The organism is Scytonema sp. UIC 10036 (assembly GCF_009725235.1).
Genome location: NZ_WJFC01000057.1, coordinates 21,744 through 37,994 on the forward strand (window position 1 = coordinate 21,744; position 16,251 = coordinate 37,994).

At 43.5% G+C, this 16,251-nt stretch carries 11 protein-coding genes; 2 read left to right on the plus strand and 9 right to left on the minus strand.

The window, feature by feature from the left end:
• Positions 1 to 32: 32 nt before the first annotated feature.
• Entirely contained in the window at positions 33 to 2,456 is a 2,424-nt protein-coding gene (locus tag F7734_RS25365; RefSeq protein ID WP_166482140.1) for an S-layer family protein, read from the minus strand.
• A 249-nt stretch (positions 2,457 to 2,705) separates the two neighbouring features.
• On the opposite strand from F7734_RS25365, the gene F7734_RS25370 reads away from it, so the two are divergent.
• Positions 2,706 to 3,302, plus strand: a complete 597-nt coding sequence (locus F7734_RS25370; protein WP_155747418.1) for a hypothetical protein — start codon at positions 2,706 to 2,708, stop codon at positions 3,300 to 3,302.
• Positions 3,303 to 3,505: 203 nt separating this feature from the next.
• Here F7734_RS25370 and F7734_RS25375 read toward each other — a convergent pair whose 3' ends face one another.
• Positions 3,506 to 5,968 (minus strand): filamentous hemagglutinin N-terminal domain-containing protein, encoded by a 2,463-nt coding sequence (locus tag F7734_RS25375; protein ID WP_155747453.1) that lies wholly within the window; start codon positions 5,966 to 5,968, stop codon positions 3,506 to 3,508.
• 409 nt (positions 5,969 to 6,377) lie between these two features.
• Here F7734_RS25375 and F7734_RS25380 point away from each other — a divergent pair, with 409 nt between their 5' ends.
• Positions 6,378 to 7,370, plus strand: coding sequence for a methyltransferase domain-containing protein (locus F7734_RS25380; protein WP_155747419.1), 993 nt, complete (start codon positions 6,378 to 6,380; stop codon positions 7,368 to 7,370).
• A gap of 66 nt (positions 7,371 to 7,436) precedes the next feature.
• Here the strand turns inward: F7734_RS25380 and F7734_RS25385 are convergent, their stop codons facing one another.
• The 7 genes from F7734_RS25385 to F7734_RS25410 all read right to left on the minus strand — a co-directional run bounded on the left by F7734_RS25385 (position 7,437) and on the right by F7734_RS25410 (position 15,725).
• Complete coding sequence (locus tag F7734_RS25385) at positions 7,437 to 9,032, minus strand: iron uptake porin (RefSeq protein ID WP_155747420.1); 1,596 nt, start codon at positions 9,030 to 9,032, stop codon at positions 7,437 to 7,439.
• A gap of 280 nt (positions 9,033 to 9,312) precedes the next feature.
• Positions 9,313 to 10,713 carry a sugar porter family MFS transporter gene (locus F7734_RS25390; protein ID WP_155747421.1) on the minus strand — a complete coding sequence of 467 codons (1,401 nt, stop codon included), beginning with the start codon at positions 10,711 to 10,713 and terminating at the stop codon, positions 9,313 to 9,315.
• Between the two features lie 143 nt (positions 10,714 to 10,856).
• Positions 10,857 to 11,852 (minus strand): ribose ABC transporter permease, encoded by a 996-nt coding sequence (locus F7734_RS25395; RefSeq protein ID WP_155747422.1) that lies wholly within the window; start codon positions 11,850 to 11,852, stop codon positions 10,857 to 10,859.
• A complete protein-coding gene (locus F7734_RS63840; protein ID WP_243147074.1) occupies positions 11,849 to 12,049 on the minus strand; it encodes a hypothetical protein in 201 nt (66 codons plus the stop codon). Before F7734_RS63840 ends, F7734_RS25395 begins: the two co-directional genes overlap by 4 nt.
• Positions 12,046 to 13,401, minus strand: a complete 1,356-nt coding sequence (locus tag F7734_RS25400; protein ID WP_243147075.1) for a sugar ABC transporter ATP-binding protein — start codon at positions 13,399 to 13,401, stop codon at positions 12,046 to 12,048. Before F7734_RS25400 ends, F7734_RS63840 begins: the two co-directional genes overlap by 4 nt.
• Before the next feature lie 197 nt (positions 13,402 to 13,598).
• Positions 13,599 to 14,624: an ABC transporter substrate-binding protein gene (locus F7734_RS25405; RefSeq protein WP_155747423.1), complete on the minus strand. Its 1,026-nt coding sequence runs from the start codon at positions 14,622 to 14,624 to the stop codon at positions 13,599 to 13,601.
• Positions 14,625 to 14,705: 81 nt separating this feature from the next.
• Positions 14,706 to 15,725, minus strand: coding sequence for an ABC transporter substrate-binding protein (locus F7734_RS25410; protein ID WP_155747424.1), 1,020 nt, complete (start codon positions 15,723 to 15,725; stop codon positions 14,706 to 14,708).
• Between the last annotated feature and the right edge of the window lie 526 nt (positions 15,726 to 16,251).

Consider the following 16,251-nt stretch of genomic DNA (forward strand, 5'->3'; position numbering starts at 1 on the left):
CAATGTTGGGTTTCGTTCCTCAACCCAACCTACTAGTTTGAAGCGCAGCTCGGTAACTGTTGAGAGCGAGCTAGAAATTGTGGTGCAATTAACTCTATGTCTCCGTTAAGATTGCGATGCCAAGTTGTGGCTTCGACAAGAAGTTCTGGAGATCGGGGCGTCTGAACGACAACTTCACTCGTTTTTCGGTAAACAGACAAATCTCGCACATCATCCCAAGTGCGATCGCTTATCATTTGTTGATTGGGATTTTCTGGTATACCACCGCGTCCAGTGGCTACAAAGCGACTCCCTTGAGAACCAGCACAGCCTGTAGCAATTTGCTGAGAGGGATCGACTACATTCGCTGGTAGTTCTACTATGGCAGTATTTGGAGCGATACCGATGGTATGAATTTGAACCGTACCGCTCACCCCAAATTGGGAACTAGCTGTGATATCATTCTCCGAAGTCAGTTGTGGACGGAACTTCAGTCCAAAAATTCCTTGTGTGGTGATTTGGATATTGCCTCCTCGACCTTTGATAGCATTAGCAATAATATCGCTATTTTTTAAACCCACAACTACGGGAGTGTTAATCGTGATATTACCACCATCCCCAGCCTCCATCGCTTCCACAGAAATTTTGCTATTCCCGCGCATGAGCAACAGTTGTTGAGCATTGAGAACTAAGTTTCCTCCGTTCCCAGATTGAGTCGCTGCGGAAATTGCGCCTCCATCACTCAGAACAATCGAATCAACGTAAATCTCAAAATTACCTGCATTACCCGTACCGTCATTTTTTACCCCGACTTCAGCTCGATCCGTAACGCGCAATTGAGGTGTCATCAGAACTACCCCTCCCGCATTACCATCGGGAAATTCAGGTAGCTGATAAGTTGCGCGGGTAACAGGATCGAGGCGTAGTGCATTCGAGCCAATGCTGCTGAGAAAGCTATGCGGTGACGTCCCTTTTACATCAATAAAGTCTGAGGCTACGATTTGAACATTGCCAGCATTTCCTGTTGCGCCAGTGGAAGAAGAAACTAAACCCCCATCTCTCACGATTAATCGTGCCGTTGAAATCTTCAAATTACCAGCATTGCCATCTCCTATTGTTGATGACGCCACAATGCTAGGGAGAAATGTGATGTTATTCATTCCAGAAACATCTATCAAGTCTGAGACGTCAATCTGGACATCGCCACCATCGCCAGTTCTAGAAGTCGTTGAGCCAATACTAGCGCCGTTAGCAACTATAAGTTTTTGGGTTGAAAGAGTCACATTTCCTCCTTTTCCAGAACCAGTTGAGTTTGTCAGAATTAATGTACCTGCTGCAGGATTGACAGGATTAAATCCACTTGCTGAGATAGATTCGGAAGCACTCACTACAATATTCCCACCCTGTCCCGAACTAAAGTTTTGAGTCGCGATCTGTGCTCCATCCCGCATCAAGATTTGTCTGGTAAAAATAGTAATATCTCCACCGTGTCCCGATCCAATGGAAATGCTTTTCAATTCGCTACGTTGAGTTCCCAATGGGTTTGTTCCTTGCAGGCTGAACAGCCCAGTGGCATGAATCGCAATCCGATCCGATGAAAGTGTACCTTGATTGTGAGTCGTCACACCCGAACCTTCCAAAAAGCTAATATTTCTACCCTGCAGATGAATGATACTACTTCCAAATCCAGAGCCAGATATTTGTGCTTCCTGAGTCAAGTGGATATTGCTGAGTTCCTCTGCGACATTGGAATAATCAAATGCCCACCCTTGAAATGCTTCCCTCAGTCCAATTTGTCCCGATCGCACGCTCCCAAGTTCAATGGAGCCATCTACAGTTTTTAAAATGCCACCTGCCAAATCAAGTCCATTTCCTACCAAAGCAAGTGTCTTTCCAGGCATCACCTGCATACCTGGTGAATTTTTCGCGATAGAATTGCTCGAATTTTGGACTGCGATCGCACCTGAGCTTTGACCAAACTGCAAGCCGACTGGTACACTGAGAGTAAGCAGGGGAGGTACCATGGTGTCGCTAGCCTTCAACTCCACTCCATCAGCAAACTTAATGCCAGTTGCAGTTGTACCGATAAATGAGCCTCCAATATTCAGGCTAGCATTTGGGCCAAAAATAATACCCCTCGGATTCATCAGAAACAGACTGACAGGATGATGACTGTTGAGCGTCTGAATTATGCCATCAATGTTAGAAACACTGCTCCCGGTGACTCGGCTCAAGATGGTAGAGATGTTAGGCATGTTAGCTAAATCAAAAGTTGCTGAACCACTTGTGGGAACAGAAAATTGACTAAAGCTGTGAAACAGGTTACTACCTGCGACACTGCCGTTAGTGATGATGAAGTTATTGCCACTTTGGGAAACACTGGTGTTGAGCGTACCATCAGGAGTGACTTGAGCGTTAGCACAGCCGATGTCAAGGAGCGCTATCCCCAATGGTAATAACACTACACTTGTTATCATTCTCTTGAGCAAACCTAACCAAACAGAGGTGGCTTTCATCACTCAGTTTCTATCCATATCTGTATATTGTTAGGGTTCCCTAAATAGAATGGCGTTTAACACTTGAGAGCGTTAATTTGAAAAAACTGCCCGTTCGATTCCGAATCAATAACCAAACTGAGGACAATGTTTCCACAGTACAACCCCCTGCGGAAACGCTAGAATTGAGTCGTATAGATATGGTTTATGGCTAATAAATAATTAAAGTTTATGCCGTATAATCAATTTGACCTTCCAACATTGGTGGCTGATTTTAACTTAGAAATAGTAGAAAATACCAGCTTATTCCCTAGTATCCAACCTGCTAAACCTAGCGATTTACTAATGACAATATTAGAGGAAAATATCCCTTTAGCTACAGCTATTAATACTGAAAAAGCAAGGGGAGAGTTAATTATATTTCCTATTTTGCTAGAAGTCAAACGCAAATTAGATTTTCAAATATCTATATTTTCTGGTAAAGAATTTAATGTCGATGCAGAACGAGGTTTAAATGGTAATCCCGATTTTTTGATTAGTCGCAACCGCGAGCAGTTTTTTATTACTGCTCCAGTTATTACGCTAGTAGAAGCAAAGAATCAGGATATTAATAGTGGCTTAGGTCAGTGTGGTGCGGAAATGATAGCAGCACAGATATATAATGCTAATAAGAAAAATCATATCAATTCAATTTTTGGCTGCGTGACAACTGGTGTACTCTGGAGATTTTTACGTTTAGACAATAAAACTTTATACATTAATAAAGTAGAAATTCCACTTGAACCTATAGAACGGCTATTGGGAATTTTTTTACAAATTATTCAATAATTTTTACAGCAAATTTCAACTTAGTGAGGTACGAAAATTACCCCCCTCTGTCCCCTCTTACGAAGGGGGGATGAAAGGGGGGTGTATCTCATGAGACTGAGAAAGGCTATACATATGCGATCGCACAGGGCAGGAAATAAGGCTTCAATACTGCAAGGGCTGAGAAGATTGGTTTGTTGGGTTTCGTTCCTCAACCCAACCTACTAGTTTGAAGCACAGCTCGGTAACTGTTGAGAGCGAGCTAGAAATTGCGGTGCAATTAACTCTATGTCTCCGTTAGGATTGCGATGCCAAGTTGTGGCTTCGACAAGAAGTTCTGAAGATAGGGGCGTTTGAACGACAACTTCACTCGTTTTTCGGTAAGCAGACAAATCTCGCACATCATCCCAAGCGCGATCGCTTATCACTTGTTGATTGGGATTTTCTGGTATACCACCGCGTCCAGTTGCCACAAAGCGACTCCCTTGAGAACCCGCGCAACCTGTGGCAATTTGCTGAGATGGATCGATAGCATTTGCTGGCAATTCTACTAAACCAATGTTGGGATCGACACGGATGTTGTTGATTTGAACTGTACCACCGATCCCAAATTCGGAACTAGCAGTGATGTCATTTTCCGAAGTCAGTTGAGGACGGAACTTTAGCCCCAGTAATCCTTGAGTGGTGACTTGAATGTTGCCACCACGTCCACGTACAGCATTGGCAACAATATCACTATTTTCTTTAGGAACTGCCACAATAAAAGGAGCATTGAGCGTAATATTGCCTCCGTTACCTCCTTCCCTTGCTTCTGCTGAAAGTTTGCTGTTACCACCCATGAGTAAAGTTTTTTGAACATTGAGAAGTAGATTTCCGCCATTGCCGAATTGCGTAGCAGCAGTAATCGTACCTTGATTTGTCAAAATGACCCGATCTGCATTAATCTCAAGATTGCCCGCATCGCCCATACCATCATTTCTAACTGCTACATTTCCTCGATCTGAAACTCGCAATTCCGGTGTTGTCAGTATAACTCTACCCGCATTTCCACTGAGGGGGGTTGTGATATTCAACAAAGCCCGAGTCTTTGAATTCAAAACCAGTCCATAAGCCCCAAGGCTACTTGTCACGTTGCCACTTGGTGCTACACCGCGTACCTCAATCCAGTCTGAAGCGATGACTTTCAAGTTACCAGCGTTCCCCGCACCAAGAGTCAAAGAGCCAAAAGTACCGCCATTGTCCACAGTCAATTTTGCAGTTGTGACGATCGCGTTACCAGCATTGCCAGTACCCAACGTTGATGAGCCTACACTACTGAGTATAGATGTCACGATATTGTTCCCAACAACGTCAATTGAATCGGAAACATTAAGGTAAAGATTGCCACCGTTTCCCGATCCATATGTATATGTTTGAATACTAGCACTGTTGGTCACGCTCAGTTTTTGAGTTAGTAGATGAATATCTCCAGTTTTACCGGAACCCAAAGAGCTTGACGAAATTGTTGAAGAACCAAAAGAGTCTGAAGAAAACCCATTGTTGTGGATAAACTCAGATGCACGGATAAAAATATCACCGCTAGTACCTGATTTTAAAGTACTACTAGTAATTTGTCCGCCATTTTGAAGTTGTAGTTGTCGGGTAAAGACAGATATGTCTGCTCCTTTACCCGTATTCAAAGTTATACTTGTTAAATAGCTTGTGTCGGCAATTGTCAAAGATTCCGTTGCATTGACCTGAATCCGATCCTGTGGTAAAGAACCTAGGTTTTGAGTCCCCACAAATGAGTTACCCAAGATAGCAATATTTTTAGCCTGTAGTTGAATTTTACTGCTGCCGAAACCAGTACCATCTAGCAGCGATCGCTGAGTCAATCGGATGTCGTTCAAGTTTTCTACATTAGTATAATCAAATGCCCAACCCTGTGTAGTTTGGTTCAAACCAACACTTCCTGACTCAACACTACCGAGTTCAATAGACCCGTTGGTAGCACCGAGAACACCACCAGAAAAGTCAATTTTATTACCCACCAATGCCAGTGTTTTCCCTGAATTTACCCTTAATCCAATCGGATTTTGCGCTGGATCGTAGGCGAGAACAAAACTACCAACTCTCAGACGATGACCTGAATTTTGCACTGCAATCGGTCCTGAATCTCGTCCAAATTGTAACCCAACAGGGACGCTAACCGTCAACAAAGGAGCAGCTGAGGGATTAACAGCACTAAACTGTGTACGATCGGCAAACTTAATGCTATTAGCAGTTGTTCCTACAAAAGAACCACCAATATTTAATTGAGCATTGGGACCAAAAAAGATACCAGATGGATTCAGCAAGAACAGATTGGTAGCACCATTTACCCGAATTAATCCATCAATATTAGAAGCATAACCCCCTGTAACACGACCGAAAATGTTCTGTACATCACTGGTATTGTCAAAAATTGCAGTTCCTCCTGTAGGAACTGAAAACTGAGCGAAACTATGGAATAAATTATTCCCTACCCTGTTGCCATTGGTGATGGTGAAATGATTGCCACTTTGAGAGACACTGGTGTTGAGAGTGCCATCAGCACTCACTTGGGCGTTGGCACAACCCATGTTCAGGAGTGTTATCCATAATGGTAACAACATTCCACCCGTCAAAATTCCATTGATTACACCTAACCAACCAGAGGTAGCTTTCATCACTGAGTTTCCAATTGTACCTACTAGAGTTAGGGTTCCCCAGATAGAATGGCTTTTAACAATTTCAGCGTTTATTTGAAAAACTGCTCCTTCGCCTCCGAATCAATGACTAAACTGAGGACGCTTCTTCTACAGTACAAACTTCTGTAGAAACGTCACGGGGAAGATGTCAAGTCATTTCTTCTAGCATTGAAGGCTGGGATGATTTCTCAGTGAGCAATTTGAGCTGCTTCTAGTCTATAGGACTCCTATTTAATTTTTGAAATACACGTAGGTAGGGCTAAAGCCCACCAGTAGTATTATGTGTGCAGCATAGCCCTACCTACAGTACTGAGATTTTTTCACAAATCACATAGGATTGCTATAGCAATAGGATAAACTTGTAAAGGAATATTAAGGCTTTATTTCCATGAATTGGTTTTTTTCTGCGCTGGGAGTTCTTCTTGCACTACTGACGGTGTTGCTCGCGTTGTATCTCATGACTGCGAGGCGTTATCAATCATCTAACTCCGTAGCCAATTCCTATGACCAATGGACTGAAGACGGTATTCTAGAGTTCTACTGGGGCGAACATATCCACTTAGGTCATTATGGTTCACCTCCGCAAAGGAAAGATTTTCTAGCTGCTAAATCTGACTTTGTACATGAAATGGTGCGTTGGGGTGGTTTCGATAAATTACCCCCTGGTACCACTGTCTTAGACGTTGGCTGTGGAATTGGGGGTAGCAGTCGCATTTTGGCACGGGATTACGGATTTGCAGTCACAGGTATTACTATCAGTCCCCAACAAGTCCAACGCGCCCAGCAGTTAACTTCTCAAGAACTGGATGTAAAGTTTCTTGTGGATGATGCTATGGCACTTTCTTTCCCAGATGCTAGTTTTGATGTAGTTTGGTCGATTGAAGCTGGACCACATATGCCAGATAAGGCCATTTTTGCCAGAGAGTTGATGCGGGTGGTAAAGCCGGGTGGAGTCATGGTTTTAGCCGACTGGAATCAAAGAGACGATCGCCAAAATCCGCTCAATTTTTGGGAGAAACCGGTAATGCGACAACTCCTAGATCAGTGGTCTCATCCCGCTTTTTCCAGCATTGAAGGCTTTTCCGAGCTTTTGGTAGCGACGGGATTGGTCGAAGGGAAAGTGATGACGGCAGACTGGACTGAACAAACACTTCCTTCTTGGCTAGATTCCATTTGGCAAGGAGTGGCTCGACCAGAGGGATTAGTGCGTTTTGGTCTATCTGGTTTCATGAAATCTCTGCGAGAAGTACCTACCCTGCTACTGATGCGGCTTGCATTCGGCACGGGACTCTGCCGATTCGGGATGTTCCGCACTTTCCGAGCTAACTCGTTGCCAAAATCAACAGAGCAGACAGTTTGCATTGAAACTGCTCAAATTTGAAAAAGCAAAAACACTATGGTTCAGACCCTAATTTAGGTTAGCTATTGAACGTAAGTCCTAAGCAATTCAAAAATCAAAGGTTGTGCGAATCACCCCCACGTACTGAGTATCATTTCTGCTATTATTTTCTGGGTTAAGAATCACCCAGAAACCAGGAGTTACTGAAATGTTGTCATTTAAACGCCAGCGATAGAATGCTTCAATGTGGTAAGAGCGATCGCTATCTTTACGAACATCGCTGCTAGAAACGCGTGGTGGTAACCCAAAGAGGACTCCTGGTAAATTGCCTTTGCCGCCGACATCTGGAAAAGACAAACCGATAGCCCCATACCAGGCATTGGCATTGTCACCACTTCTGACAAACAGTGAATCCGTGCCACCAGTTCCATTGGAAATATCGCTGAAACCCGAGTTTTTAGCATTTGCCCAGATATATCCACCCCAAGCATGGATTTGAAAGTTTGGTGAAAAGCGATAGTATCCCTGCGCCCCTACTATATTATTAGAAGTCGCAATGTTGTTTCCAAAGGGAGAATTTGCCAAGGCACTACCCGTTCCACCGATGACACTGGTTGTTCCACTGGGGTTATACCCGTGGGAGTAAGCAACACCAAGCGCACCTTGTTTGCCATAATACATTAAATGTGCTAGTGCATTGTATCCACCATTGAATAACCCATTTTTATCAGATGAAACATTGGGATTATTTGCCAAATAGCCTAATGTCAAAGTTAAATCTTCGGTGAACTTCCAGTTAACAGCCGCACCGCCACCGCCTCGTCGGAAGATGGGATTGTATTGCCCAAATAATGATGGAACGCCATTACCATCATCTGCGATACTAGGAGGAGTCACTGTTTCTGTAATATCTGTATAGCCTATACCTGTGGGTCCAACAACAAAAGAAACAGAGTCACTGACCGGAAAGTAATAGCGGACGTGAGGAATACTGACTGTATTATTACTGTTAGTATCAAAATTCAGCCGCGTCATACCTGTACCCGTGACTGAAGCGATTTGACTTGTACCATTAGAATTTAAGAAATTGCCAAACTCCAGACGAACCCGTAATAAATCTTTACCCGTAAAACTGCTTTCAAAGTTCAGACGTCCTCGATCTGCAAAATAAACTTCCGAGCGATCGCCGTTACCACCCACGCTACCGCCAAAAGTATCGCTGATAGCAGTAATAATTTGGGCATTTAACTTAGTCGTTGTAGAAAATTGTTGTGCTTCCAGTGTTGCAGTCCGTGCTTCAAGTACATCCACCCGCCCGCGTAAAGTTGTTAATTCCGCCGTAAATTCTGTTTGCAACTTTTGCAGCATAGCTAAGTCTTCCTTGCTAACTAGTTCGCCAGTACTGGTTGCAAGTAACTCAGCAATCCTGTTCATACAAGTATTTAAACCAGCAGCAAACTCATAACGACTGAGAGCACGGTTACCGCGATAGGTAGAGTCAGGATAACCCGCAATACAGCCGTAGCGTTCCACTAACGATTGCAATGCCTGAAATGCCCAATCAGTTGGTTGGACATCAGAAAGTTCAGAAACAGAAGTGACTTGTCCCTGCAAATTTCTAGAATTCTCTTCTAAAGGTGCTGCCCAGACGGATGGACATATTAACAACATCAAGGGAAAGGTGTATAAAATTTTTTTAAGCATAAACAGTTCTAATTTGTATTATGTAAAAGCCAACTCTATGAAATAGCAAGCCCAATACTTGTCGGTTAAACCTAAAAATGCGAAAACACGTAGGAACGAAACCCAACACTTACAGACATTTGTTGAATTTTCTCACTTATCCCGCGCAACCCTCTCATCTCTTACCTCTGCGTCCTCTGCGTCTCTGCGGTTAAATAAATGATTTCTATGAATGTTAAATATATTCGGTTCATAGTTAAGATACATGCGCTAAAGCGCTACTACGAACCGAACATATTAGTTACATATTTTCTAACTCAATGCCCTTGGTTTCTTTGATAAAGAAGAGAACGAAAAACAATGAGATAGCTGCTGCAGTTGTATACAAACCATACGCAGCACCCAACCCGAAATATTGCAATATGGGAGGAAATGTTGTGGAAACAACAAAATTGGCAATCCATTGCATTGCCGCAGCAATTGAAAGTGCAGCAGCTCGAATCTTGTTATTAAACATTTCTCCCAACAGTACCCAAGTCACTGGACCCCAGGAAAAACCGAAGCAAAACACATAAAGGTTGGCTGCTATGAGAGCTATAGTACCTGCAGAGCCAGTGACAGTGGGGTTACCTGCAGCATCAAGTTGAGCATTCCCAAAAATGGAAGCCATTGTTCCTAAGGTCAAGATCATCCCAAGTGACCCTAGAATGAGTAAGGGCTTGCGACCAAATTTATCCACAAATGCGATCGCAATCAGTGTAGTCAGAATATTTACAGCTCCCGTAATCACCGTGATGGTGAGGGAATCTTGTTCGGAAAATCCAACTGCCCGCCACAAAACACTGCTATAATAGAAAATTACATTAATTCCAACAAATTGCTGAAATACCGACAAAGCTATTCCTATCCAAACAATAGGGAGCAGATTACCGCTTCTTCCTAAAAGATCGGAAAACTGAGGCTCGCGCTCTCGCAGCACTGTTTGTCGAATTTCTTCAATTTTCTCGAACACGTTTCCCCCCACAATCTTGGTAAGAACGTTAGCAGCTTCTGGCTCCCGTCCTTGAGCCACCAAGTACCGAGGAGATTCGGGAATCGTTAAAGCAGCCATTCCATAAAACACGGCAGGCGGAATTTCTGTCCAAAACATCCAACGCCAAGCGGCGATTCCAAACAAAAACGGTGATTCAGCTGAACCTGCTGAGACGGCGATAAAGTAATCACATAGCAGAGCAATGAAAATACCAACTACAATCGCGAGTTGCTGGAGAGAACCCAGTCTTCCCCGCAAATGGGCAGGAGAACACTCTGCAATGTAAGCTGGTGCAATTACGCTAGCAGCACCGACTGCTAGCCCACCTAATACTCGCCAAAAAGTAAAATCCCAGATAGTTATGGGAAGCCCAGAGCCAATAGCACTGATAGTAAACAGTACTGAAGCCACCACCATAGCCTTGACTCGACCATAGCGATCTGCAATCTTCCCTGCATAAAAGGCTCCTACTGCAGAACCCAACAAGGCTAGTGATACTGCTAAACCAGTTTGTACGCTATTAGCGTTAAAGTTTTTAGAGAGAGCTGCTACTGCACCATTAATGACAGCAGTATCAAAACCGAATAAAAAGCCGCCGAGGGCAGCAGCACCAGCAATCAGAATGACGTAATACGTGTTAGCTTTACGACGAGTTGTAGTTGTGGGCATAGTAATTTTGGATTTTGGATTTTGGATTTTGGATTTTGGATTTTAGATTTTGGATTTTAGATTTTGGATTTTGGATTTTGGATTGGGGTCAGAGACCAGGACTTAGAAGTTGGTCACTGGTCACTGGTCACTGGTCACTGTTACTATCTTCTCGAACGTCTGCGGAGGCGATCGATCATTACCGCGACAATAATTACCAGTCCTTTGACGACGAGTTGCCAGAAGTAAGACATATTCAACAAGGTCAAACCATTGTTGAGAACAGCAATGATTAATGCACCTAACAGTGTTCCGCCAATGGTGCCAATACCGCCTGTAAAACTAGTTCCACCTAAAATAACGGCAGCGATCGCGTCTAACTCGTAGCCTTGACCTAACATACCAGTGGCACTATAAAGACGGCTAGCACTCATAATTCCTGCCAAGCCTGCTAGCAATCCACTGACACCGTAAACAAATAACAATACGCGGTTAACTTTAATACCAGTCAGTCGTGCTGCTCGTTCGTTACCACCAACAGCATAAATTTGTACCCCCAAAACAGTTTGTCGCAGGACAAACCAAGTAACGGCTACAGTGAGTAGGGCAATGATGACTAACCAGGGAAGGGGACCTAAATAGTTATTACCTATCCAAGCAAAATTTATGTCGCGGTTAATAACCGTTGTACCGTTAGCAACCAAAAAGGCAGCACCCCGTAAAGCAGTTAGCGAACCTAAGGTGACAATAAACGGTGGTACATCCAAAAAGGTGATGAGAGCGCCGTTAACTAAGCCTAAAAACAATCCTGTGAGCAACCCAGCAGGTACAGCCGCCCAACCTAAAGCAGGAATTAGCGAGACTAACACTGCAACTACAGCCGAAACAGCCAAGATTGACCCAACGGAAAGGTCAATACCTCCTGTGAGAATCACGAAGGTCATTCCCGTTGCCAGCACAATATTAATTGATGCCTGACGCAATATGTTAACAACATTCCCGACTGTCAGGAAGTTGGGAGAAACGACCGTAAATAAGATGCAGATAAGTAATAATATTGGCAGAATCCCTGCAACCTCAAGCAGAGTATTAATCGGTTTGCGCTTGCGTGTTGCATTCTTGCCCACTTTATTATTAACAGGCTTTAAGGTTTGACTCATGATGCTACTACCTCCGATGCTCCAGTTGCATAGTGCATAATGTTTTCTTGGGTAATTTCTTTCCCAGAGCTGCCATCAAGTTCGCCCACTAACTTTCCTTCCCGCATCACTAGGACGCGATCGCTCATCCCAACAATCTCTGGTAGTTCGCTGGAAACCATCAAAGTAGCCACGCCCTGTGCTGCTAACTCGCTCATAATTCGGTAAATTTCGCTTTTGGACCGATATCTACACCCCGTGTCGGTTCATCCAACATGATGACTCTCGGTTTAATGGCTAACCACCTTGCTAGCAGTAGCTTCTGCTGATTGCCACCTGAAAGATCCACCGCTCTGATTTCCAAATTAGCGAGCCGGATATTAAAGTTTTCCACTGCTTCTGTAGCCAGCTTATTCACTGAACCCCAGTTAACAACACCGGCTTTTGCATCCTCCTTAAGTGTGTTGAGGGCAATATTCTTGCGGGAACTCATTTCCAGAAATAAACCCTGGTCTTTGCGGTCTTCCGGGACGTAACCAATCCCGGCTGCAATGGCATCACTGGGGCTATGAATATCTAATTTGTGACCGTTTAAGAAAACTTCACCACTTGCTTTAGGGTCAGCACCAAAAATGAGCCGACACACCTCCGTGCGTCCTGCACCCACCAGCCCTGCTAGTCCGAGAATTTCTCCAGCACGAATTTTAAAACTAGCTGGCTCAATCTTGCGTCCGTCGCTCATATTTCTGACTTCTAGCACTACCGCACCTGGATTGGTTTGCCGTTGATGCTCGTAAAAGTCTTGCATGGAACGACCCACCATCATCTGCACCAATCGCTGTGGAGATATTTCATCCCGTGTTAAACTACCAATGTATTGACCATCGCGCAGTACGCTAATTCGGTCAGCTAGGGCATATATTTCTTCCATGCGGTGGCTGATGTAGATAATTGCAATGCCATCATTCCGCATTTTGCGAACAATTTCAAACAAACGCTCGGTTTCGCGATCGGACAGTGCGGCGGTTGGCTCATCCATCACTAAAATGCGGCTTTTATCCTTCAACGCCCGCGCAATTTCTACCTGTTGCTGTTCGGCGATAGACAAAGTACCAACCACATCGTTAGCTCCAAAGCTAGCTCCAAGGCTTTCTAGCACTTGCTCTGCTTCCAGTTGCATACCTTTGCGGTCTAAAAACTGACCCCGTCGCAACTCGCTACCCATAAAAATATTTTCGGTAACGGTTAAGTTGGGTGCGACATTCAGTTCTTGATAAATGAGATTAATGCCCGATCTGCGTGCTGTACCCGGATCGGTAATTTTTACGGGTTCGCCATTGATGCGAATTTCTCCTTCATCAGCGATGTAAGCCCCAGCCAGGATTTTCATCAAGGTGCTTTTACCCGCCCCGTTCTCACCCATCAGGGCGTGAACTTCTCCTGGATAAATCGTGAGATTCACGTTTTGGAGAGCAGGTACACCATGAAATCGTTTCGTAATCCCTTGCATTTCCAATACAGGGGTAGTGGTAGATGCGTGAGGAAACAGGGTTTCAGTGTGGTTGGTCATTTGTCATTTGTTATTGGTCATTTGTCAGTGGTCATTTGTCATTTGTTGTTGGTCGTTGGTAAGGGTTTTAAAAACATTTACATTTTGTAATGTGATTGTGTTTATTTCCACCTACCTACTTAGTTGGCTGAAAACAACCTCGTTGAAACTCTTTCAATCCAAAATCCAAAATCTAAAATCCAAAATCTAAAATTGTATTACCAGCCTTTGTAAGTACCGACGTTCTCTCTGGTAATTAACTTGACTGGAATTAGAATGTTAGGATTGCTGGGTTTTTTGCCATGCAGGATGTTGTTGCCAACCTCAACCGCTTTTTGAGTCATCCCTCTTGGATCTTGAGTCGCAGTTGCAGCATAGAGACTGTTTTTAGATGCGATCGCTTCGATGGCTTCTGGAGCACCATCAACCCCAACAATGAAAAAGTCTTTGCGTTTTGCTTGACTGGCTGCGAGGTCTACTCCAACACCGCTCGGATCGTTAATGGCAAAGACTGCATCTATCTTAGGGAAGGTTGTGAGCAAATCGCTCATCACTCTCAGCCCTCCATCTCTGCTTCCTTCTGCGTTCTGGTCTTTTGAGAGGACTTTTATACCGGGATTCTTAGACAAGACTTTTTCGCAACCACTGACTCGATCGATCACTGAGGCGACTGGGGGACCGTTGACGATGACCACATTACCTTTGCCTTTGAGGCGATCGACAATGTATTGACAACTTACCTCTCCTGCTTGCACGTTATTGGTAGTTACTGTGGCATCCACTTCTCCACTAATGGCTGTATCTACCGCAATGACTATCTTACCTGCTTGTCTTGCTTTCTCAACGGCTGGTGTAATTCCCTTACTATCAGCAGCATTCAAGATAATGATGTCAGTATCAGCAGCAACGAAATTTTCGATTTGGTTGGTTTGTTGGTTGAGATCGTAGCCACTGGATACCACAGTCACCTTGACATCATCACCTCCGATTTTTCTTGCTTCTTTCTCAGCACCTTTCCCCATCAGAACAAAGAAGGGGTTACTTAAATCGCCAAGAGTAACGCCGACAGATTGTAATTTTTTGGCATCACCACCATCTTGAGTTTGTACGCTAACGTTGGTAGCAGTGTTGGTATCAGTGTTAGTAGCGGTGTTGTCGTTGGGAGCCGTATTTGTGCATCCTACAATAGCACCACTGATGATACTTAATACACTAGTGACAGTTGCAATCCTTTTCACATTCATCTTGCTCCTCAACTTTAAATCCAAAATCCAAAATCCAAAATCCAAAATCCAAAATCCAAAATCCAAAATCCAAAATCGGTCTTACCAACCTTTGTAGCTACTAAGGTTGTTTCGAGTTACCAACTTAACTGGAATTAGAATCGTGGGTATTTCCGGTTTGTCCCCGCGCAGAATATCATTGCCTACCCGAACAGCTTTTTGAGCCATTCCTGCTGGATCTTGAGCAGCCGTTGCAACAAATAGACTATCTTTGGTAGCCATCGCTTTGACTGCATCTGGTCCTCCATCAACCCCAACAATAAAAAATTCTTTGCGTCTTGCTTGCTGGGCTGCCAAGTCTGCTCCAATACCACTTTGATCGTTAGTAGCAAAAACAGCATCAATCTTGGGAAAGGTTGTCAGCAAATCGCTCATAACTCTTAGCCCTCCATCCCGACTTCCTTCTGCGTTCTGGTCTTTAGAGAGTATTTTGATACTGGGATACTTGGATAATGCCTTCTCGCAACCTTTCACTCGCTGGATAACTGAGTCCATCGGAATGCTGTTCAGGATAACTACATTGCCTTTACCTTTCAAGCGATCGCCAATATACTGGCAAGCAAGTTCTCCCGCCTGTAGATTATTAGAGCTAACCATTGCGTCTACATCTGCATCAACGGCTGCATCCACTGCAATGACAATTTTACCTGCAAGTTTTGCTTTGTCGATCGCTGCTTTAATTCCTCTGTTATCAACGGCGCTGAGGATAATTATGTCAGTATCGGCAGCAACGAAATTTTCTATTTGGTTGAATTGCTGGTTTAAGTCAAAGCCGCTAGAAACCACACTAATTCTGACATCATCACCTCCGATTTTCTTCACTTCTGCCTCAGATCCTCTCCCCATAGCTACAAAGAAGGGATTACCCAAGTCGCCAAGGCTGACGCCAACCGAGCGCAATTTTACATCCTCATGGCTATCCTTAACTTCTATAACATTGCTACTATTTTGGAAGCCATTTATAGCACTTTCGGTATTTTGAGAGGTTTTTGTACAACCTATAACAGTACTGCTAATGAGACCTATTACGCCGACTGCAAGCGAAATTCTTTTCACGTTCATTTGTATTTAAATAAAGTATGTCAAAAAGCGCCAGTGGTCACTGGTCACTGTTTTTAACTACAGTTTGTGTTATAAAAGGAGCTAATCTTTCTTTTCTTTGAAGTTACTATTCGTTTATTTTTACAAGTATGCAAAAATAAACTCCCTTTCTTGAAAGACTTTGACTAAATAAAGAAGGCTATTACTTCTCTATGTCATTCAACTTCTTTCCCTATGGGTATTTAGAGGTGTTTTCTAAAGTAAATTTTAAATTGCAAAATCTATTATATAGGTTGGGTTGAACCACAGCGAAAACTAACACAATTGTATATTGGTTGGGTTTCGTTCCTCAACCCAGGTTACAGATTCTGAATTTTTACTTTATCAATCATCTCATAGAGATAATTAACCGATTGTCAGATTAAGTCTAATTTAACAATTTCACAGCTTAACCTTAAATTGCATTCACAAAATTTAACAGCACGCTAGGTAAATATTCTATTGTCAATTGGAATTTTGGTGGCTGTGAATTTGTAGTACAGTAATC